At 68.6% G+C, this 20,180-nt stretch carries 18 protein-coding genes; 7 read left to right on the forward strand and 11 right to left on the reverse strand.

Annotated features, from left to right (window positions below; genetic code table 11):
- The first annotated feature begins 195 nt into the window (after positions 1-195).
- The gene (locus tag ASG52_RS07425) at positions 196-1,641 is read left to right on the forward strand and encodes a YcjX family GTP-binding protein (protein ID WP_056241122.1); all 1,446 of its coding nucleotides are present in this window, start codon (positions 196-198) and stop codon (positions 1,639-1,641) included.
- Entirely contained in the window at positions 1,638-2,738 is a 1,101-nt protein-coding gene (locus ASG52_RS07430; protein ID WP_056241124.1) for a YcjF family protein, read from the forward strand. Before ASG52_RS07425 ends, ASG52_RS07430 begins: the two co-directional genes overlap by 4 nt.
- A gap of 199 nt (positions 2,739-2,937) precedes the next feature.
- On the opposite strand, the gene ASG52_RS07435 is transcribed toward ASG52_RS07430, so the two are convergent.
- The 3 genes from ASG52_RS07435 to ASG52_RS07445 all read right to left on the reverse strand — a co-directional run bounded on the left by ASG52_RS07435 (position 2,938) and on the right by ASG52_RS07445 (position 5,551).
- A complete protein-coding gene (locus ASG52_RS07435; RefSeq protein ID WP_056241127.1) occupies positions 2,938-3,318 on the reverse strand; it encodes a hypothetical protein in 381 nt (126 codons plus the stop codon).
- Positions 3,319-3,633: 315 nt separating this feature from the next.
- Complete coding sequence (locus ASG52_RS07440) at positions 3,634-4,527, reverse strand: hypothetical protein (RefSeq protein WP_056241128.1); 894 nt, start codon at positions 4,525-4,527, stop codon at positions 3,634-3,636.
- Positions 4,528-4,804: 277 nt separating this feature from the next.
- On the reverse strand, positions 4,805-5,551 hold the full coding sequence (locus ASG52_RS07445; protein WP_056241131.1) for a YebC/PmpR family DNA-binding transcriptional regulator: 747 nt from the start codon (positions 5,549-5,551) through the stop codon (positions 4,805-4,807).
- Positions 5,552-5,924: 373 nt separating this feature from the next.
- Between ASG52_RS07445 and rpmG the strand changes: the two genes are divergently transcribed.
- A complete protein-coding gene (gene rpmG, locus ASG52_RS07450) occupies positions 5,925-6,092 on the forward strand; it encodes a 50S ribosomal protein L33 (RefSeq protein WP_003602581.1) in 168 nt (55 codons plus the stop codon).
- Positions 6,093-6,165: 73 nt separating this feature from the next.
- Here the strand turns inward: rpmG and ASG52_RS07455 are convergent, their stop codons facing one another.
- Positions 6,166-6,540 carry a VOC family protein gene (locus ASG52_RS07455; protein ID WP_056241135.1) on the reverse strand — a complete coding sequence of 125 codons (375 nt, stop codon included), beginning with the start codon at positions 6,538-6,540 and terminating at the stop codon, positions 6,166-6,168.
- 276 nt (positions 6,541-6,816) lie between these two features.
- Between ASG52_RS07455 and ASG52_RS07460 the strand changes: the two genes are divergently transcribed.
- Positions 6,817-7,185, forward strand: a complete 369-nt coding sequence (locus tag ASG52_RS07460; protein WP_056241138.1) for a DUF4440 domain-containing protein — start codon at positions 6,817-6,819, stop codon at positions 7,183-7,185.
- A 102-nt stretch (positions 7,186-7,287) separates the two neighbouring features.
- Positions 7,288-7,470: a hypothetical protein gene (locus tag ASG52_RS07465; protein ID WP_056241141.1), complete on the forward strand. Its 183-nt coding sequence runs from the start codon at positions 7,288-7,290 to the stop codon at positions 7,468-7,470.
- Positions 7,471-7,650: 180 nt separating this feature from the next.
- Here ASG52_RS07465 and ASG52_RS07470 read toward each other — a convergent pair whose 3' ends face one another.
- The 3 genes from ASG52_RS07470 to ASG52_RS07480 are packed head-to-tail and all read right to left on the reverse strand — an operon-like array spanning position 7,651 to position 12,169.
- Positions 7,651-8,010: a winged helix-turn-helix domain-containing protein gene (locus ASG52_RS07470; RefSeq protein WP_056241144.1), complete on the reverse strand. Its 360-nt coding sequence runs from the start codon at positions 8,008-8,010 to the stop codon at positions 7,651-7,653.
- Positions 8,011-8,018: 8 nt separating this feature from the next.
- A complete protein-coding gene (locus tag ASG52_RS07475) occupies positions 8,019-9,089 on the reverse strand; it encodes a hypothetical protein (RefSeq protein ID WP_056241146.1) in 1,071 nt (356 codons plus the stop codon).
- 38 nt (positions 9,090-9,127) lie between these two features.
- Positions 9,128-12,169: a penicillin-binding protein 1A gene (locus ASG52_RS07480; RefSeq protein ID WP_056241148.1), complete on the reverse strand. Its 3,042-nt coding sequence runs from the start codon at positions 12,167-12,169 to the stop codon at positions 9,128-9,130.
- Between the two features lie 360 nt (positions 12,170-12,529).
- Here ASG52_RS07480 and ASG52_RS26975 point away from each other — a divergent pair, with 360 nt between their 5' ends.
- A complete protein-coding gene (locus ASG52_RS26975; RefSeq protein WP_156383832.1) occupies positions 12,530-12,967 on the forward strand; it encodes a hypothetical protein in 438 nt (145 codons plus the stop codon).
- A gap of 38 nt (positions 12,968-13,005) precedes the next feature.
- Here the strand turns inward: ASG52_RS26975 and mqo are convergent, their stop codons facing one another.
- The 4 genes from mqo to ASG52_RS07505 all read right to left on the reverse strand — a co-directional run bounded on the left by mqo (position 13,006) and on the right by ASG52_RS07505 (position 19,150).
- Positions 13,006-14,715, reverse strand: a complete 1,710-nt coding sequence (gene mqo / locus ASG52_RS07490) for a malate dehydrogenase (quinone) (protein WP_056241153.1) — start codon at positions 14,713-14,715, stop codon at positions 13,006-13,008.
- 222 nt (positions 14,716-14,937) lie between these two features.
- Positions 14,938-16,380 (reverse strand): PepSY domain-containing protein, encoded by a 1,443-nt coding sequence (locus ASG52_RS07495; protein ID WP_056241156.1) that lies wholly within the window; start codon positions 16,378-16,380, stop codon positions 14,938-14,940.
- 85 nt (positions 16,381-16,465) lie between these two features.
- The gene (locus ASG52_RS07500) at positions 16,466-17,665 is read right to left on the reverse strand and encodes a flagellin N-terminal helical domain-containing protein (RefSeq protein ID WP_056241159.1); all 1,200 of its coding nucleotides are present in this window, start codon (positions 17,663-17,665) and stop codon (positions 16,466-16,468) included.
- Between the two features lie 303 nt (positions 17,666-17,968).
- On the reverse strand, positions 17,969-19,150 hold the full coding sequence (locus ASG52_RS07505) for a flagellin N-terminal helical domain-containing protein (RefSeq protein ID WP_056241161.1): 1,182 nt from the start codon (positions 19,148-19,150) through the stop codon (positions 17,969-17,971).
- A 204-nt stretch (positions 19,151-19,354) separates the two neighbouring features.
- Here ASG52_RS07505 and ASG52_RS07510 point away from each other — a divergent pair, with 204 nt between their 5' ends.
- The gene (locus ASG52_RS07510) at positions 19,355-19,765 is read left to right on the forward strand and encodes a flagellar biosynthesis repressor FlbT (protein WP_056241164.1); all 411 of its coding nucleotides are present in this window, start codon (positions 19,355-19,357) and stop codon (positions 19,763-19,765) included.
- Positions 19,766-20,180: the final 415 nt, after the last annotated feature.

Consider the following 20,180-nt stretch of genomic DNA (forward strand, 5'->3'; position numbering starts at 1 on the left):
GACTGGCCGCGACGCCCTATGGCCGCGCATCACGGGTGGATTCCGGCTTCCGCTGCGCGGCCCCGGATTGACGGTGGAGGATTGGGAGCGCAGCGATGATGCGGCCTCCCCCACCGCGCGCAGCCCATACCCTTGAGATCGGCCACACCCCGCGCCACCTGTGACGGGCTTCATTCCGCCTTGCCGAGCCCGTCCTTGCCCCTCCTCGACTACGCCGCCCAGGCGGGTTCCGCGATCAAGGCCTTCGCCGAAGCCTCCAGCGATCTCCTGATCCAGCCGACGCTTCGGCTCGGCGTCACCGGGCTCGCCCGCTCCGGCAAGACGGTGTTCACCACCGCGCTCGTCCACCACCTCGTGGAGGGCCACGCGCTGCCGGCCTTCGAGCCGGCGCAGGCCGGGCGCCTGCGCCGCGCCCGCCTCGTGCCCCAGCCCGACGACGACGTGCCGCGCTTCCCCTTCGAGGAGAATTTTGCCGCGCTCACCGAGGCCCGGCGCTGGCCGGGCTCGACCGACCGGATCAGCCAGTTGCGGCTCGCCATCGAGTACGAGCGGGCGGGGGGCTGGCGCACCGGGCCGGGCACCCTGATGCTCGACGTGGTCGATTATCCCGGCGAGTGGCTGCTCGATCTCGCCCTGCTCGACCAGAGCTACGTCGCGTGGTCGCGCGCCACCATCCTCGGCACCCGCCGGGCCGGCCGCGCCGCCATCGCCGCGCCCTGGCTCGAGGCCATGGCCGGGCTCGATCCGGCCGCGTCGCTGGACGAGGTGGTGGCCGAGCGCGCGGCCAACGCCTTCAAGGCCTATCTCTCGGCGCTCCGCGCGGGCGCGGAATCCGTCGCCACGACCCCGCCGGGACGCTTCCTGATGCCGGGCGACCTCGCCGGCTCGCCGATGCTGACCTTCGCCCCCCTCGACCGGCTGGAGGAGGTGCAGGTGCCCGGCAGCCTCGGCGCTCTGATGGAGCGCCGGTTCGAGGCGTACAAATCCAAGGTGGTCGAGCCGTTCTTCCGGGAGCATTTCCAGCGGGTCGATCGCCAGATCGTGCTGGTCGATGTCCTCTCGGCCGTCGATGCCGGCCCCGCCGCGCTCGCCGAACTGGAAGAGGCGCTGGACGCCGTGCTGCTGGCCTTCCGGATCGGGCGCAACAGCCTGCTGACGCGCTTCTTCGCGCCCCGGGCCGACCGCATCCAATTCGCCGCCACCAAGGCCGACCACCTGCACCAGTCGAGCCACGACCGGCTGGACGCGCTGCTGCGCCTGCTCGTCGCCCGCGCCATGCGCCGCACCGAGGCCGCGGGCGCCCGCGTCGGCACCGTGGCGCTCGCCTCGGTGCGAGCGACCCGCGAGACCACCGTCCACGACGGCGGCGAGGTGTTGCGCGCGGTCTCGGGCACGCCGGAGGCCGGCGAGACCATCGGCGACGACACCTTCGACGGGCTTGCCGAAGCCGCGATCTTTCCCGGCGAATTGCCAGCCGACGTGCAGAGCGTGCTCGACGGCGCGGTCCCGCCGGGCTCGTTCCGCTTCCCGCGCTTCCGCCCGCCGGTGGCGCGGCCCGACGCCCTCGGCCGGCCCGGCCACCTCCCGCAGATCCGGCTCGACCGGGCGATGCAGTTCCTCATCGGGGACAAGCTGACGTGACGACGCCTCCAGGCCCCGGCCCCCAAGCCCCTCGCCCCCAAGCCTCTCGCCCCCGCGCCTTCCGCCTCCCCGGCGCCGAGCCCACCCCCGCGGCATCCTCCGAGCCGCAGCAGGAAACCCGAACCGAGGCGCCGCCCAAGCCCGAGGCCCCGCCCAGGACAAAGCCCGACATCCGCTTCGTCGACGAGCCGTTCGAGATCGTCGAGACCGCCGACCGCGTGCCGGTGCCGGTCGCGACCCGGAGCGGCCCGCCCTGGCTGTCGATCTTCTTCAGCGCGCTCGGCAGCCTCGTCGCCATCGGCGTCGGGCTGTCGCTGGAGCGTCTGGTCTCCGACCTGTTCGCCACCGCGCCCTGGCTCGGCTGGGTTGCGCTGGCCCTCGTCGGCGTGGCCGGCGTGGCGCTGCTCGCCATCGTCGGCCGCGAGGCGCTCGGCGTCTGGCGCGAGCGCAAGATCGAGCATTTGCGCGAGCGGGCGCTGGCGGCGCTCACCGCCCGCGACCACACGTCGGCGCAGGGCGTGGTGCAGGAGTTGCGCTCCCTCTACGCCGACCGCCCGGCCTTGGCGAACGGCATCAAGCGCCTCGCCGCGGTGGGCGACGCGATCCTCGACGTGGACGACCGGCTCGGCCTCGCCGAGGGCGAGTTGCTCTTAGCCCTCGACCGGCAGGCCAAGGCCGCCATCGCCCAGGCCGCGAGCCAAGTCTCGGCGGTGACGGCGCTGAGCCCGCGGGCGATCGTGGACGTCGCGTTCGTCGTCTACTCCGCCGCGCGCCTTCTGCGCCGGATCGCGGCGATCTACGGCGGGCGCCCCGGCTTCCTCGGCTTCCTGCGGCTGGCCCGCGCGGCGTTCGCCCACCTCACCGTCACCGGCGGCATGGCGGTGGGCGAGGGCATGCTGCACCAAGTGCTGGGCCTCGGCCTCGCCGCGCGGGTCTCGGCGAAACTCGGCGAGGGCGTTCTCAACGGCCTGATGACCGCCCGCTTCGGCCTCGCCGCCATCGCGGTCTGCCGCCCGCTGCCCTTCGTCCGGGCGACGCCCCCGACCGTCAACGACGTGGCCGGCCAGCTCTTTCGCCGGAACGGCGAGGAGACGTAGCGGAGGTTTTGAGGGGATCGCGCCGGTGGTGCGCATCCCCTCTCCCCGTACGCCGGGAGAGGGGGAATGCGGCCGCATCCGATTAGATGGGCCGGAAGGCGATAGTCTCCTCCCCCTGTCGGCATACGAAAAGCCCCCGCACCGTGCGGTGCGAGGGCTCGCTCAACCGGGTTCGCGCGAATGCGAAACCCGAAAAGAATCAGCAGTCGTTGCCGCCCTTGTCGCCGAGCTTCTGGTCGGCGCCCGCGGCGTTCATCGCGCCGACGGTGCCCGGCGAGGCCGGCTGGTCGCCGCCCGCCTTGTTCTTGGCGGAAGCGGTCTGGTCCGAGCCGGGCTTGTCGCCCACACCCTGGCCGGCGCCGACATTGTTCATCGCGCCGACGGTGCCCGGCGAGGCCGGCTGCTGGCCGCCCGCGAGGTTCTTCGAGCCGGCGTCGGCGCCCTTGGCGGTGCTGCTGGTGTCCTGCGACTTCTGGTCGGGGGCCTTGGCGGTGCTGCCGGTGTTGCAGGGGGCGGCGAAGGCGGAACCGGCCATGAAGGCGAGCGCGGTAGCGGCGGCAAGGGTCTTGGTGAGCGTCACGGGCTATCCTCCGAGATTGTCTTACCGGCTTGACGAACCGGTTCGACCGGGGAAAGCGATTAAGGAAAATTAAGTTCCCGAATTCTCCCGAGATAAATTGTTCTTCTTGCCGGGATTGCGCTCTTGGGGCGCCATCCCGCGAAGGGAATACCGGCTTTTTCAGAACAGCCTGCGTCAAAATCGCAGGCGAGCGTCTACAACCCGACACATGCGGGCCGGGTTATGAAGCAGGTCGCAGCGGCGGATCGCGCCGACGGTGTCTGTCCCCGAAACCGGGCGAGTGGTGCGAAGTTTCCGCACCGCCGGAGTTTTTCGTCACGCCGGGGCGTCGGCCTCGACGCTGCATGCGGCCACGGCTTCGTCCAGAACGCCGGCCACGGCTCGCGAAAATTCCGGCGTGCGCAGGTAACCGTAGGATTTGTGCGGGTTGCGCCCGCCGCGGGGGCGCCGGTAGGCGTTGATCACCGGGCAATCGGCCACGCGGACCCCGTCCGGGTTCGGCGCGTAGGCTTGCGCCAAGTCGGCGCCGACGGTCGCCACGTCGTCGCGATCACCGAGATGGGTCCAGCGCGCCACCGCGCTCGGCACCCGCAGGTCGCCGTGTTCGGCGGCGATCCGGTGCTTGATCTCGGCAAGCCCCAGCGGCGTGCCCATGGTGACGAAATGCGCCACGCGCGGGCGCGGCCCCTGACGCTCGGCGAGCCGCAGCACGTCGTAGGCGATCAGCCCGCCCATGGAGTGGGCGGCGAGCATCAGGGTGCGGCCCTCGTAGCGCGCCAGCACCGCACGCAGGCGGTCGCGGGCGTCCGTGCGGAAGGCGGCATCCTTGTAGTAGCCCCACAGGTCGTCGAGACGGTACTCGATGAAGGCGTCGTCCACGACGAGGTGGCCGGTCTTCTCCTGCATCCACTCGACGGCGCGGTAGAACCGGTCGGTCAGGCTCGGCCCCGGCGGCTTGCCGCTCGGACTCGGGAAGGGTTTACGGCCGCGGGCCGGATAATAGGGCTCGCGGTTGCGCTCAGGCGTCACCGGCGCGTCGTAGCGCAGGTCGGCCCAGTAGACGAACTCGAACGGCACGTCGGGCGGCGCACGCCCGAGGTTGCGGGCCAGCCCCTCCTCGATGGCTTGGCGCCACCACGTCTGCTTCTCCTCCCGCGGCGGCTTGTTGGCGAGGCCATGGATGCCGATGATGACCGGATCGTCGTGCATCGTGGGGACGGAGGGACCTTCGGGCGCACCGCGACGGCGCGGCGGTCGCAGCAGATAGCGCGCGGGCCGGGGCGGCGCCGCGCGACAAATTGCGCGCCATCTTTTCAGGGGTTGCGCTTTCCACCGCCGTCAGTCCGGGGCTCGCCGGAGGCGAGAACCCGGAATCCACGACTGGCCGCGCGGCATCGTTCAGCGTCGCATCACGGGTGGATTCCGGGTTCCGCTCCGCGGCCCCGGAATGACGGTGATTGTCCCTGGGAAAACCCTGTCAGGACGCTCAGGCGCCCATCTTCTCCATCAGCGCCTCGGACAGGGCGAAGTTGACGTAGACGTTCTGCACGTCGTCCTGGTCCTCGATCACCTCGACGAGGCGGATCAGCTTCTCGCCGGTCTCGTCGTCGACGTCGATCGCGTTCTGCGCCTTCCAGATCAGGCCGGTGCGGCGCGGCTCGCCGAAGCGGGCCTCCAGCGCCTTCGAGACCTCGCCGTAGGCCTCCTGGGCGCAGGTGACCTCGTGGCCGTCCGCGTCCGAGCGCACGTCGTCGGCGCCGGCCTCGATCGCGGCCTCCAGCATCGCGTCGGCGTCGGCGACCTCGGGCGGGAACGCGATCACGCCGACCCGGTCGAACATGAAGGCGACGGCGCCGGTCTCGGCGAGGCTGCCGCCGGACTTGGTGAAGGCCGAGCGCACGTCGGAGGCGGTGCGGTTGCGGTTGTCGGTCTGCGCCTCGACGATCAGCGCGGCGCCGCCGGGGCCGTAGCCCTCGTAGCGGATCTCCTCGTAGTTCTCGCCCTCGCCCCCGGTCGCCTTCTTGATGGCGCGCTCGATGTTGTCCTTGGGCATGTTCTCGGCGCGTGCAGCGAGCACCGCGGCGCGCAGGCGCGGGTTCATCGCCGGATCGGGCGTGCCGAGCTTGGCCGCCACCGTGATTTCGCGGGCGAGCTTGCTGAACAGCTTCGAGCGGACCGCATCGACGCGGCCCTTGCGGTGCATGATGTTCTTGAACTGGGAATGCCCGGCCATGGCGGGACCTTTTTCGGTTTGCCGGGGGCGGAGGGCTCCCACAGGCCGGGATCCTCGACGCTGCGCGCGGCAGGTGTGTCGGGAGCGCCGCTTATAGGATGCTTCCTTGTTGAGCCTCAAGCGCCGGCGGCCGCATCCGCGGCCTTAGGCTTCTCGCTCCGCTAGACGCCTCGGCTCAAGCCGAGGCCGCTGCGCGGGGCGCTCTTCGCGCCCGGCCACACGGTGCTGCGGCACGCTTCCACCTTGACGAACGACGACCCGTCAGGCATTCACCCCGCGGAATTCGGCCGGGGTGTCCCGGCCTTTTGCGTTTCGCGTGGGCGCCGCCACGATCGCGAATCGTGTCCGACAACCCGCACTGGGAGCGCCAGCCATGGCCAAGGCCGTCACCGTCAAGATCCGCCTCGTCTCGACCGCCGACACGGGCTACTTCTACGTCACGAAGAAGAACTCGCGCACGCAGACCGAGAAAATGGTCATGAAGAAGTATGACCCGGTCGCCCGCAAGCACGTCGAGTTCAAGGAAGCCAAGATCAAGTAAGTTATTGCTTCGATCATCAGCTTGAAGTCAAAAGCCGTCACGTTCGCGTGGCGGCTTTTTTACGTCTCAGACCTCAGCGCGTCGGCACTGTGCGTGCGGTGAGCTTGTTGCCGTCCGGATCGCGCAGATAGGCGACGAAGGCCCCGTTCGGGCGCTCCGTGGGCGGGCTCTCGATGGCGACGCCGCCCTGCGCGAGGCCGGCGGCGTGCCACGCCAGGACGTGCTCACGGCTCGGCGCGCGGATGCCGATCGTCCCGCCATTGGCCGCACGCGCCGGCCTCCCGTCGATCGGCGTCGTGATCATCAGCCGACCGCCCTCGTGGGTGTAGATCAGCCGGCCCCTGTCATCCATCCGGCCGGGTCTGCCGCCCAGGGCCGCGAAGGTGGCGTCGTAGAAGCCCCTGGCCCGCTCCAGATCGTTGCTGCCGATCATGACGTGGGTGAACATGCAGCCTCTCCGGACAAGGGCGGCGGGAAATGAAGAGGACGCGCCGGCCGCGCGTGAACGGGGCGAACACGGCGACCGGCGCGCTCGCACACGGGAGCCGGGACGGCTCGACCGCGGCGATGGGAAACATGGACGGCATCCCTCAGATGGGAGCGATCCAGCCGGCGATCAACGACCGCCCGTGCCGCAGGGGAGGCTCATCGCGTCGATGGCCGCCGGAACGATCACTGCGGATCGGTCTTCTCTCGTCACGCCGCCGGATCGGGAGAGAGTACCATGGACGATGATCGCGTCTGGTCGTTCGAGAAGAGCCTGTGGGAGGGCGGCGCCGACCGCTACCGGGAACTCGTCGACGACGAATGCCTGATGGCCCTGCCGCACCCACCCTTCGTGCTCGGCGGCGCCGAGGCGATCGAGGCGGTGGCCGACACCCCGCGCTGGGAGAAGGTCGCCATCGAAGACGGCCGGATCGCTCGGCCGCAGGAGGGCCTGATCGTCATCGCCTATGGCGTGAAGGCCTCGCGTGGGGGCGAGACCTACGAGGCGCATTGCACCTCGACCTATCGTCGCTTGTCGCACGAGGAATGGCGCGTGGTGCAGCACCAGCAGACGCCGCGCATCGCGGTGCCGTCGCAGGGCAAATAGCGCCCAAAAAATCGGTCGCTTCAGGGAACCTTTTGCGATCCTCGCATTTGGGGCGACGATCCGCGCCATGCTCGCGCAAGCGAGGTGGCGTAGGATCGCCCCATGAGCACGCTGCCCACCGCCCTCTTCCCCCTCGGCATCGGCCTTGCCATCGCCTCGGCCGCCACAGCCCTCGAACGTGTCGGCTACGAGCACCCGTTCGAGACCAGCCTCGGCGCAGCCCTGCTCGCCGCCGGGCTGACCCTGCTGGTGCACACCGGCCTGCCCTGGCTCCAGCCGGACTGATTCTTTTTTGGTGTTCAGGCCGGCAGCAGGAGGTCAAGCCTCTGCGGCCAAAAACAAAAACGGCGCGCCCGTGGTCGGGCGCGCCGGTCGAGGTGCTCGCGGTCTCAGGAACGAGTTCGCGGACGGTATGCAATATACCATCCCTCGTCTACCGCTTCGGGTAACATCCGGCACGATTTCTCACGTTTTCGTGTGAGCCCCTGACTCAGGGCAAAGAGCCGCGAGGCGGCGCAGGGCCGGGGCCGCAGCCTCCTCCGCCGCCCGCTCGACGGCCCGGTAGGCGGCGGCGACCTCCGTGCCGAGATCGGACAGCCGCGCCCCGCCCCCGGCCCGACCGCCGGCCTGGGATTCGACGAGCGCCGCGCCGAAGCCGCGGTTCATCGCCTCCACCAGCATCCAGGCCCGCCGGTAGGACATGCCGAGCGCCCGTGCGCCTGCCGAGATCGAGCCGTGCTCGGCGATGGCTTCCAGAAGGCGCACCTTGCCCGGCCCGAGCCGGTGGCCGGGCCCGAGATCGACGCGGATGCTCAGGCGCGCCACGGACGGGCTCAGTTCTTGGCCAGCGCGTCGGCGAAGGCGACGATGCGGTTGCGGGCGTAGGTCGGCACGCCCGCGCTGATCGAGGAGCCGGTGTTGAACGAGGAATTGCCCATCAGCACCTGCACCGGCAGCAGGTTCTTGAGCACCGGCACGCGGGCGTATTCCTGCTTGCGGTCGAGCACGTCGGCCTTGATGGCGAGCGCCATGTAGGTCGTCACCACCGTCCGGTTCGGATCGTTCGGCGCCGGCTGCATCACCGCCAGGAACTTGCCGAAGCGCAGGATCTGGTTGACCCAGAAGATCGTCTGTTCGAGCCCGCCCGCCACGGGGGTCTCGATGCGGGTGAGCGCGGTGAGGTTCGCGGCCTCGGCCGGCGGCAGCACCCGCAGCTCGCTCTGGAACGAGACGAATTCGGCGACCTTCTTCGAGGAGCCCAGTTCGAGCTTGTTGGCGAGTTTCACGCCCAGCGGCAGCTTGCCTTCGAGATCGTAGCGCGACTCGATGCAGGAGCCGCCAGCGCCGCACCAGGGTCGGTCGGGGCGCCGGGCGAAGGCGGCGGCCGGGTCCTTGGTCGGCGTGGCGTCCGCGGGCTCTAGCCGCTTGTGGCGGATCACCGGGTCCATCTTGGCCAGGAAGTCGAGGTTGGCGTAGGCCGAGAGATCGATGGCCGACGGGGGCTTGGCCACCACGAAGCGGCCTTCGGCGACGTAGACCTTCAGGGTCTCGTGGCGCTGCTTGGTCACGCCGTTGACGGTCTGGGCGTAGTCCGGCTCGGTGTAGCCGGGCCAGGGCGACAGCGCGACGACCTCGGCGGGCCGCGCCTTCTTCCAGGCGTCGAACGCGATCAGGCCGTTCTCGGGATTGGTCGAGGCGCTCTCGCGGGAATCGCGAAACAGCACCGTGCCGGGCTTGAGCGTCGCGGCGTCCGTGGGGCTGAGCGCGGCCACGTCCTTCACCCGGTCCGAGACGGCTGCGGGCTTCGCAGGCTCCTTCAACGGTTCCTTGGCGGCCTCTTGCGCGAGGGCCGGGCCGGCCATTGCGACGGCGACAAGAAGGGCGGCCGGGAGATGCCTGGGCACGACGGACCTCGGATCAGGGGATGGGGAGAGAGCCCGTGTCAGTAGCGCGGCTCGTCGCCGAACAGGTAGTCGGGATCGCGGCGGCGCTGGCGGGCGCGGGGCTGCTCGTCCTCGAAGGGCGAGCCGAACGGCGAGGGATTGGCCTGCCCGTAACGGTCGCGGCCGGGCCAGGGGTTTTCTCCCTCGCGCCGGTCGCGGCGCTGGCCCCAAGGGTCGGCGGTTCGGGGATCGGCGTAGCGCGGGTCGGCGTCCGGCCGGTCGCGGCCGAACGGGTCGTAGGCGTCGCGCCGTCCGCCGCCCATCAGGCTGCCGAGGATGTCGCCGGCTACATCCGCCCCGTCGTCGGCGCCGGCCCCGTCGCCGTCCTCGGAATCAGGCCGCATCGCGTAGAGCGTCTCGCGGGGCACCAGCGCGTATTGCGTGTCGGCGACGCGCCCGTCCTTGAGGCGGAAATGCTCGATGAAGCCGCCGCCCGCCACCCGCTGGCCGCTGCGGGGCTCGATCGGCAAATCGGCGATGAGGGGCTTGGCCTCCGGCGAGGGGGGCGCGAGCGGCGTGCGCGGTACGCCGTTCGCCCAGGCGGCCTGGAAGATCGCACGCGCGATCGGCACCGCGACATGGCCGCCGGTCTGGCCGCGGCCGAGCGTCTTGCGCACGCCGTCGGCGTTGTCGTAGCCGGCCCAGACCACCACGGTGATCTCGTTCGAGAAGCCCGCGAACCACGCGTCGTTCTCGTTCTCCGAGGTGCCGGTCTTGCCGGCGACATAGGCCGAGACGCCCGACAGGGCGGCCGCGGTGCCGTGCTGGGTCACGCCCTGGAGCATGGTCTTGAGCTGGTAGAACGCGACGCGATCCGCCGAGCCGATCCGCACCGGCGCCTTGGCGGGCCGCGCATAGACCGGCTTGCCGTCGCGCTCGATTGATTCGAGCGCGTAGGCGGACGGCCGCGCGCCCTCGTTGGCGATGGCGGCGTAGAAGCTCGCGAGGTCGATCATCCGCACCGGCTGCGCGCCGAGCACGAACGGATAGTAGCGCTCGCACTCGGCGTAGAGCTGGGCCTCCAGCGCGATGTCGCAGACCTGCTGCAGGCTCTGCGGCGCGCTCTTGGCGATGCCGCCCTCCAGTAGACGGGCGGTGACCAAGTTCTTCGAGAATTCGAGGCCGCGCCGGATCGTCGTCGCGCCCGATCCGCCGCCGTCGTAGTTCTTGGGCGACCACGAGGCGCCGATCCCGCCGATCGGCGGCAGGGTCACGGGGGCGTCCATCACCAGGGTGTTGGGCTGCATCCCGGCGTTCAGCGCCGCGAGGTAGGTCAGCGGCTTGAGGGTCGAGCCCGGCTGGCGCACGGTCTGCGTCACCCGGTTGAGTTGGCTCAGCGGGTACGAAAAACCCCCGGTCATCGCCAGGATTTTTCCCGTGCGGTTTTCCAGCACGATGGCGGCACCCTGGACCGACGGGCGCACCCGCAGGTCGGCGCGGGGGCTGCCCTTGCCCTCGCGCAGGCGCACCCGCACGGCATCGTAGAGCTGAAGCTTTGCGCGCGCCGGGCCGGGATCGAGGCTGGCGATGCGGCCGTCGGGCAGGCCGACCCGGATGCCGTTCTTGCCGGTCTGGAGCACGACGGCGAGCGGCCAGCGCAGATCGTAGAGCGGGGCGCGGGCCGTCTCCAGGGCGCGCTGCCACGCGGGTTTTTGCACGGGCGCCTTCGGCATCGGCAGGGCCTTCCCCCCCTTCACGCCCTTGGGCAGCGGCACCGCGGGCGCCGCCTCCGGCTCCGGCGCGGGCGCGGCGGTCTCGAAGCGCTTCACCGCATCCGCCAGATTCAGCTCCGGCCCCTCGTAGCGGGCGCGGCCGGTGCCGCGCTCGTAGGTCGAGAGACCTTCCTGAATCGCACCTTCGAGCGCGCTCTGGAGCCCGGCATTGACCGTGGCGTGGACGGTGTAGGAGGCGTTCGTCAGCGATTCCAACCCGGCGAAGGTGCGCGATTCCCGCGCCAGATGATCGACGAGGTAGAAGCCGGAATCGCGTCGCGCCGTGTCCGGGGGCTTGATGCCGAGGTCGCTCTTCAGCGCCGCATTCATCTGCTCCTCGGTGATCGCGCCGTCCTCCTTCATGCGGGTCAGCACGTAGGCGCGGCGCTCGCGGGCGCGGTCGGGGTACTTGTCGGGGCTGTAGTAGTTCGGACCCTTGGGCAGGCCCGCGAGCAGCGCCGCCTCCGGCACGGTGAGCGCGCCGACCGACTTCCCGAACCACGAGCGCGCGGCCATCTCGATGCCGTAGGCGCCGCGCCCGAGATAGATGCCGTTGAGGTAGAGCCCGAGGATCTTCGGCTTGGTCTGGAGGCGCTCCAGGCGCGAGGCCACGATCATTTCGCGGATCTTGCGCTCGTAGGTGACGTCGTCGCCGACCGAGAGGTTCTTGACCACCTGCTGCGTGATGGTCGAGCCGCCCGCCGGCCGCCCCGGCGAGGCGAGGTTGCCGACGAAGGCGCGGATCACGCCGCGCTCGTCGATGCCGTGGTGCTGGTAGAACCGCTTATCCTCGGCCGCGACGAAGGCCTTTTGCACCAAGTCCGGCACGCCCTCGATCGGCACGACGAGGCGGCGCCCGTTCGGCTCGAAGGTCTCGGAATAGGGTTTTCCGGCGGCATCGAGGATCACGCTGGCGCTGGCGAGTTTGATGTCGCGCAGCGCCTCCGCCGAGGGCAGGTCCTTCACGGCGTTGTTGTAGAACGCGATCACCGCGCCGGCCTCGAACGGGGAGTTCGCCGGGTTCTCGCCCTTGCAGAACTGCTTGTAGCTCGTGTTCAGCTCGGCGAGATCGAGCCCGTGCAGGATTTTCGGCGCGTTGTCGCCCGCGACCGCGCTCGGGTCTTCCATCGCGGTGGAGATCAACTCGTCGAGGTTGATGTCCTCGATGTCGAAGCTTTTCCGCATATGCGCGCAGCCGTCGCGCAGGATGCGCACCACCTCCGGCCCGTCCTTGGCCGGGTCGAACTGGGTGCGCACGGCATCGGGCCGCGTCGTGACCTGGCTCAGCGTCAGCGCGGTCGCGAACAGCTTGATCAGGATGGCGTTCATCGAGCCTGCGCGGGAACCCGGGGCGAGTGGGCCTCAAACGCCCGAAGCGTCGATCATGCGGCGCACAACGCGGCTGATTTATGATGGCGGGGGCGGGATGCGGGGGCGTCTTGCACGGCGCGCTGGAAATTGCGGACGGTGGCGCTGGAGCGGTCGATGACAGGAGCACGCCTATACTGGCCGCAGCTATCCGGCCGCTGATGGCGCCGCCGCTCGCATTTCAGTGGATATCGCGTATCGGGTTAGCCTCGCTTGAAGCCGACGACCACAAGGTGAAACTGCAATGAATTCGGGCTTGGCGCCATGGCAGGATCAAAATTCTATCAAAGCCAACTTGCCATGCATATGAGCGTGATATGCATGGCCCTGTCTTCTCTCGTCAGAATATTAGATGTTTCTTCGCTGTTTTCATTGCCGGTTTCAATATTGTCTCTCGCATTCATACTGCACAGCTGTTTTTTGAAGGATGAATTCAACGAGCAGGATCGCTTAAACGAAAGCCAATGGAAATTTTATGCGCGATCAAGATTTTTGGACACCTCGTATGTTTTAGTTGCCTTGTTTTTCGCTACAACCATCACAGTTGGTGCCATGCTTATTGGGAGATTGACCGGGATAAGCGACCTGGAGTCGAGCGGGTTAGGAATATCTTTATCGGCCACTTTGCAAGTTTCTTGCGATATGTATAAGCTCAACAAGCAGGAGCAGAAATCAACATCCGGATTTCCGACCCTCGATCACTTCAATAACCGAAATTTTAACGGCGTCAGAAACGAACAGGACCGCCCCGGACTCTAAGTCCGGAACGGCCCTCATGGAAGTTCCCCAAAAAGCGCCTACGGCGCCATGTCCGGCACGGCCTTCACCACGCCGCCCGTGGTCTCAGGGGTGGCGCTCGCGGGAACCGTGACGGCGCCGGGCTTGGGCGGCGGGGTGAGCTGCAGGTGCTCGCTGGTGTAGGCGAGTTCCTCGTAGGCCTTCTGCGGGTCGGCGTTGAGCTTGGTGCCGTAGCTGGGGACGATCTTGCGGATCTTGTCCTGCCACTCGGTGCTCTTCACGCGGTCGGCAAACACCTTCTGCAGCACCTCCAGCATGATCGGCGCGGCGGTCGAGGCGCCGGGCGAGGCGCCGAGCAGGGCGGCGATGCTGCCGTCCTTGGCCGCGACCACCTCGGTGCCGAGCTTCAAGACGCCGCCCTTGTCGGCGTCGCGCTTGATGATCTGCACCCGCTGGCCGGCCTGGACGAGGCGCCACTCGTCCTTCTTGGCGTTGGGGAAATACTCGCGCAATGCCTGATAGCGGTCCTCGTCCGACAGCATCACCTGACCGGCGAGGTACTCGATCAAGGGGTACTGATCGACGCCGACGCGGACCATCGGCCAGACGTTGCTGGTGGTGGTGGAGGTCAGCAGGTCGAAATACGAGCCCTCCTTGAGGAACTTGGTCGAGAAGGTCGCGAACGGCCCGAACAGGATCACGCGCTTGCCGCCGAGGACGCGGGTGTCGAGATGGGGCACCGACATCGGCGGCGAGCCGACCGAGGCTTTGCCGTAGGCCTTGGCGAGGTGGCGTAGGGCCACGTCCGGGTTCTCGTTGACGAGGAACGAGCCGCCGACCGGGAAGCCGCCGTAATCGGCCGCCTCGGGAATGCCCGAGGCCTGGAGCAGGTGCAGCGCGCCGCCGCCCGCGCCGATGAACACGAACTTGGCATCGACCGTCTGGCGCGAACCGTCCTTCAGGTTCTTCGAGGTGATGCGCCAGGTGTTGTCCTTATTCCGCTCGATGCTCTCGACCTCGGTCGAGGTGCGCAGCGAAAAGTTCGGGCGGGCGGCCAGCGAGGCGACGTATTGCCGGGTGATCTCACCCCACTCGACGTCGGTGCCGACCGGCGTCCACGTGGCGGCGATGGCCTGCTTCGGGTCGCGCCCCTCCATCATCAGGGGGACCCACTTGTTCAACTGCTCGGGGTCGGTCGAGTATTCCATCCCGGCGAACAGCGGGCTCGCCTTCAGCGCCTCGTGGCGCTTCTTGAGGTACGCGATGTTCTCGTCGCCCCAGACGAAGCTCATATGCGGGGTCGAATTGATGAACGAGCGCGGGTTCTTCAGCACGCCCTGCTGCACCTGCCACGCCAGGAACTGGCGCGTGATCTGGAACGCCTCATTGATCTCGACCGCCTTGTCGATCTTCACGTTCCCCTTCGAATCCTCGGGGGTGTAGTTCAGCTCGGCCAGCGCCGAGTGGCCGGTGCCGGCGTTGTTCCAGCCGTTCGAGCTTTCCAGCGCGACGCCGTCGAGCCGCTCCAGCATCTCCATCGACCAATCGGGCTCGAGTTCGCGCAGCCACACGCCCAGCGTCGCGCTCATGATGCCGCCGCCGATCAGCAGGACATCGACCTTGCGGGCCTCGCCCGCGGCGAAGAGTGGGCCGCCGGGCAGCGCGGTCACGGCCGCGCCCGCGAGCGCGCCACCGATGAGTTGGCGACGGTTCAGCGGCAGGGCCTGCGGCTTGGAACGCAAGGTCTGCGGCTTGGAAAGATCGTGCATGGAAGGTCCCCCATTCCGGAGTTTGTGGTCGGCGCTCCCACTATTTTTCATTTTATTTTGTGGCCGACTCAAAATTTATTTGACCGTCGTCCGCTAGCCTGCGGAGGACTGAATCGACAGCGATATGTCAGCATGGCTGCCATGCTTTGACCACCGGGGCGGTGGGCCGCGAGGGCGGAAGGGGTTTCAGTGGACGCCGGATGACAGGCGCGGGCGGAAAAATCAGCCGAAGCGGCGCTTCAGGCGGCGCCAGCCGATGACGGTGCCGGTGACGGCCACGAGGAATCCGGCCGAGAGCCAGAGCAGCATCACCGCGTCCCAGACCGGGCGGGGCAGCCGGGCGAAGTCGAGGGTGTGCAGGCCGTTGAACAGCCAGCGCGAGACCCGGTTCGAGCGGTCCATTCGCCCCAGAATCTCGCCCGTGCCCGGATCGACGTGGACCCAGGTCGCGGAAGGGTCGGCGAAGACGGCGCGCAGCACCGGGAGCGGGCGCGCCTCCCGGTCGCCGTACCAGTAGGAATCCTCGGCCTCGATCCGCTCGATGCGCGGAGCCCCCTCCCCCGGCATCAGGGCCGTCAGCGCGCGGGCCACGGCGTCCGGGTCCGGCGCGGTGCTGCCGCAGCAGGGGCGCGGCGGGGCCTGCCCACACAGCGCGCGGGCCACCGGCACGCCGCCGGCTTGGCTGAAGCGAACCTCCTTCAGGTCCGGGCAGGCTTGAGCCGCAGCAGTCGGGTCGAAGCGGAACGGCGCCGCGTCCGTCCCGGCGTAGCGCGCTAGCGCCGCGGCGTCGGGTAGGGTCGGGGAAAAGAAGCGGTTCGGGTTCATCGACAGCCAGCCGCTGACGATGAAGGTCAAGAGCGCCGTGCCGCCGATGAGGCCGCCGAGATGGTGCCACGCCGAGACCCCGCGATAGGGCGTCGCGCGCCCCGTGGCGTAGCGGGGGCTGAGCCGCAGCCGTGACAGGCCGAGGATGTAGCCGCTCACCGCCACCGCGATGGCGATGCCCGAGACCCACAACACCACGTCGCGCCACAGGGCCGGCTCGGCCCGCAGCGGCGTGAGATAGATCCAGTGCGGCACCGCGCCGAGCCAGTTCCAGAACCGCTCGGAGGCCGTGGTGTCAAGGACGATCTCGCCGGTGCGCTCCGACAGATAGAGACGGGTGCCGGCGGCATCACCCAGCGCGACGAGGCGGAACGGGCGCAGCGGGTTGAACCGCTGCGGCACCGTCCACTGGTCCCAGGTCACCGCGCCGAGATCTTCGACCGTGCGGGCGGCAGGATGGTTTTTTGCGATCGTCAGGAGGAGCGCGGGATCGACCCGGTCGATCACCCGGCCGTCGGTCCCTGAGACCGTGGTGCGGGTGCCGTCGAGGGCGAGCACCCGGTAGACCGGGGCCTCGCCCAGCATGCCGAGATCGATGCGGGCGGGCGGGCCGGTGAGCCCCGCGGCGGCGCGCGCGGCGTCGGGGCCGATCATGTCGGCGCTCAGCGCCAGCGGCGGCAGGGCGGCGCGGCGCTCCGCCTCGCTCAGCCGCGGGAAGCCGACATACATCATCACCGCGCCGGACAGGAACCAAACGGCGAAGACGAGGGCGAAGACGATCCCGAGCCAGCGATGGCCGAGGAGGAGCCAGCGCAGGGCGCGCTTGCCGAAAGCGTTCAAGGGGAGACCGACGAAGGGGACACCGAAAGCGGACGCGCCGCCGCCGGGGCCATAGACGATCGGGCCGCCCTTGAGGAGAGTGGCCTCAGCGGAGCAGCTGGAGGATGCCCTGCTGCGCCTGGTTCGCCAGCGACAGCGCCGAGATGCCGAGCGACTGGCGGGTGGAGAGCGCCTGGGAGTTCGCCGCCTCCTCGTTGAGGTCGGCGTTGGTCAGGTTGGCCGCGCCCGTATCGAGGATGTTGACGAGACGCTTGGTGAAGTCCTGGCGGTTCTGCACCACCGAGAGGTTCGAGCCGAAGGTGGAGCTGGCCGCCCTCAGGTTGTCGGTGGCGTTGCCGAGCGTGGTCAGCGTCGTCTTGATGTCGCCGTCGAGCAGGAAGTTGCCCTGGCCGTTGATCACCGAGCCCGAACCCGAGTTCGGGCCGATCGCTGCGAGGTTGAGACCGTCCGAGGTCAGGTCCTGGCCCTGGACGTCGAGGTTGGCCGTGTCCTTCTCGTTGAAGGCGATGTGCAGCCGGTTCGACGGGTCGCCGTTCGAGATCAGGTTGACGCCGTTGAAGCTCGCGTCCTTCGCGAGCTGCGTGATCTGCGTCAGGATGCTGTTGTACTGCTCGGCGAGCTTCCGGCGGCCATCGACGCCGGACACGGTGAGTTCGCTGGCCTGGGGCACCGTCGGCTTGGCGGTGGCGTCGCCGTAATCGGGCGCCGTGCCGGTGCCGGCGGTGAAGCCGAGCAGCGTCTGGCTGTCCGTGTCGGCGAACTCGACGTCGGCGCTCGCATTCATGACGATCTTCTCGCCGGACTTGTCCTTGGCGAAGATCTTGCTGCCGGCCTCGTCGTTGAGGGCGGCGATGGCTTGGTCGATGGTGGTGTCTTCGGCGATCGTCACGGACTTGGCGTCGCCGCCGTTGACGTAGAAGGTGATCGTGCCGTCGGCGGGGGCGTAGGCGTTGGTCGCGGTGCCGGTGGTGGTGATCTGGGTCGAGAGCGCCTGGTTCGCCGTGGATTTCGCCGAGTCGATCAGCTTCTGGATCGAGGTGATGCCCTGGTTGGCTGCCTGGATCGTCTGCACGCCGTTCGAGATCGAGTCGAGCAGGGCGTTGAGGTCGCCCGAGCGGCCCTGCAGGGCCTGGGCGGTGAAGAAGTTGACCGGGCTGTCGAGCGCCGAGGACACCTTCAGGCCGGTCGCGAGGCGGTTCTGCGTCGTCGAGGTGAGGGCGGCGGTGTCCTGCAACGACAGCAGGTTCTGGCGGGTGGCGGCGGAGAGGGTGACGCTGGTGGACATGAGGGGCTACCCGTTGGAAGCGCATGCCTAACCGGCATTAAGGTTAATTCAACACGAACGGGTTTCCGGCAGGTTAACGCCGCGTTTTTCCTGATGAATTTCTTCGTCCCGGAACGCGAAAACGGCCGGAGCGGGGCTCCGGCCGTGTGCGCCCCGATCGGGGACAGTCGTCGCTCGTGCCCAGAGCGCATTCCGACGAAGTGGATACCGGTTCGTCGGAATGCGCGGCCAAGCAAGGACCGAGGGCCGCCGACCTGATGGATCAGGTCGGCGGCCCTCGAAACGCGGGAGAGCCTTGCGGGATCAGCGGAGGAGCTGGAGCACGCTCTGCTGCGCCTGGTTGGCCAGCGACAGGGCCGAGATGCCCAGCGACTGGCGGGTCGAGAGCGCCTGGGAGTTGGCCGCCTCCTGGTTGAGGTCGGCGTTCGTCAGGTTGGCCGCGCCCGTGTCGAGCACGTTGATCAGGTTCTTCGAGAAGGTCTGACGGTTCTGCACGACCGAGAGGTTCGAGCCGAAGGTCGAGCTCGCCGCCCGCAGGGTGTCGGTGGCGCTGCCCAGCGTGGTCAGCGTCGTCTTGATGTCGGCATCGAGCAGGAAGTTGCCGGTGCCGGTGGTGCCCGCGGTGATGGACGTGAGGCCGAGGCCGTCCGAGGTCAGATCCTGGCCCTGGACGTCGAGGTTGGCCGTGTCCTTCTCGTTGAAGGCGATGTGCAGCTTGTTGCTGCTGTCGCCGTTCGAGATCAGGTTGACGCCGTTGAAGCTCGAGTCCTTCGACAGCTGCGTGATCTGGGTCAGCAGGCTGTTGTACTGGTCGGCGAGCTTCTTGCGGCTCTCGACGCCGGAGACCGTGAGTTCGCTGGCCTGGGCGACCGTCGGGCGGGTGGTGGTGTCGCCGAGATCGGGCGCCGTGCCGGTGCCGGCGGTGAAGCCGAGACGCGTCTGGCTGTCGGTGTCGGCGAACTCGACGTCGGAGCTCGCGTTCAGGACGATCTTGTCGCCGGTCTTGTCCTTCGAGAACATCTTGCTGCCGGCCTCGGTGTTGAGGGCGGTGATGGCCTCGTCGATGGTCGCGCCGTCGGCGATCGTCACGGACTTGGCGGTGCCGTTGACGTAGAAGTTGACGTCGCCGCCGGTCGTCGCATCGAAGTCGGCCGTGGCGGTGCCGGTGGTGGTGATCTGGGTCGAGAGCGCTTGGTTCGCCGTGGACTTGGCCGAGTCGATCAGCTTCGAGATCGAGGTGATGCCCTGGTTGGCCGCCTGGATCGCCTGGACGCCGTTCGAGATCGAGTCGAGCAGGCCGCCGAGGTCGGCCGAACGGTTGGACAGGGACTGAGCGGTGAAGAAGTTGACCGGGCTATCGAGCGCCGACGACACCTTCAGGCCCGTGGCGAGGCGGTTCTGGGTGGTCGAGGTGAGCGAGGCGGTGTCCTGCAGCGAGAGCAGGTTCTGGCGGGTGGCGGAGGAAAGGGTGATGCCGGAGGACATGGGGGCGATCCTATTGGGTCTCGAAGCCGTCGTTTTGGCGGCTCCCCGACATTTCACCCCGCGCCTTGCCGAGACCTTAATCCGATCGACGGTTTCGACCCGTATTGACCGACGACGAGCCAATCGAGCCACATCGATTGTCGCAATGGTTAATCGAACTTCGCCGCTTTCTCTGCCTCTCGACAGATCAAGGAAAAACTAACCATGCCGCTGCGGATCGAACTGAAGCCCAACGAACGGCTGATCATCAACGGCGCGCTGATCCGCAACGGCGACCGGCGGTCGGTGTTCATGATCGAGAACCAGTGCAAGTTTTTGCGCGAGAGCGAGATGATCTTCGAGGCGGAGGCCGACACCGCCGCCAGGCGCCTGTGCGTGACGCTCCAGTTGATCTACCTCGCCGACAACCCGGCCGAGGCCGACGACCTGTTCGTGCGGCAGGCCAACCAGCTGATGGAGGCCGCCCCCAGCATGGCCCCCTACATCCTGGCGATCCAGGACGAGCTGTCGGCCCAGCAATACCACCGCGCGGTCAAGCGCGGTCGTGATCTCGTCGCCTACGAGCGCAGCCTGCAGGAGCATCTGGTGAAGCCGGAGAGCGGAGCCGAAGAGTAGCGCGTTCGGGGCTTTACATGCTTTGCGGCATCACGAGCCGGATCGCGGCAGGCTTCCGCCCCCTCGAAAGGCGGGAGCGCTCCGCCGACGACGGGACCCGCGGAAACGTGGATCGAGGTCCGGGCGGTGGAGAGGTCCCCGGACCCGACGAGCGGCAGCGACCGCATGCGGGTGAGGGGTCGCAGGGCGGCCGCCTGTGCGAGGGGGCGATCCGGCTGCCCGACGAGGGCGGGTTCGACGCCGCGATCCGCCTCGCCCGGGAGGAGTCGCAGCGGATCGGCTCCCTCGTGGCGCCGGGCGACCGTAGAGACGGGCCGGCACGCAGCGTGTTCGGCAATGCCTGTGGGCCGCCCGAGACGAGATCGGGCCTATCCATTGCGGAACCCACGGCCTCAATATAGATTTCGCGAGAAGT

Origin of the sequence: Methylobacterium sp. Leaf456, from assembly GCF_001425465.1 — a bacterium.
Lineage (GTDB): Bacteria > Pseudomonadota > Alphaproteobacteria > Rhizobiales > Beijerinckiaceae > Methylobacterium.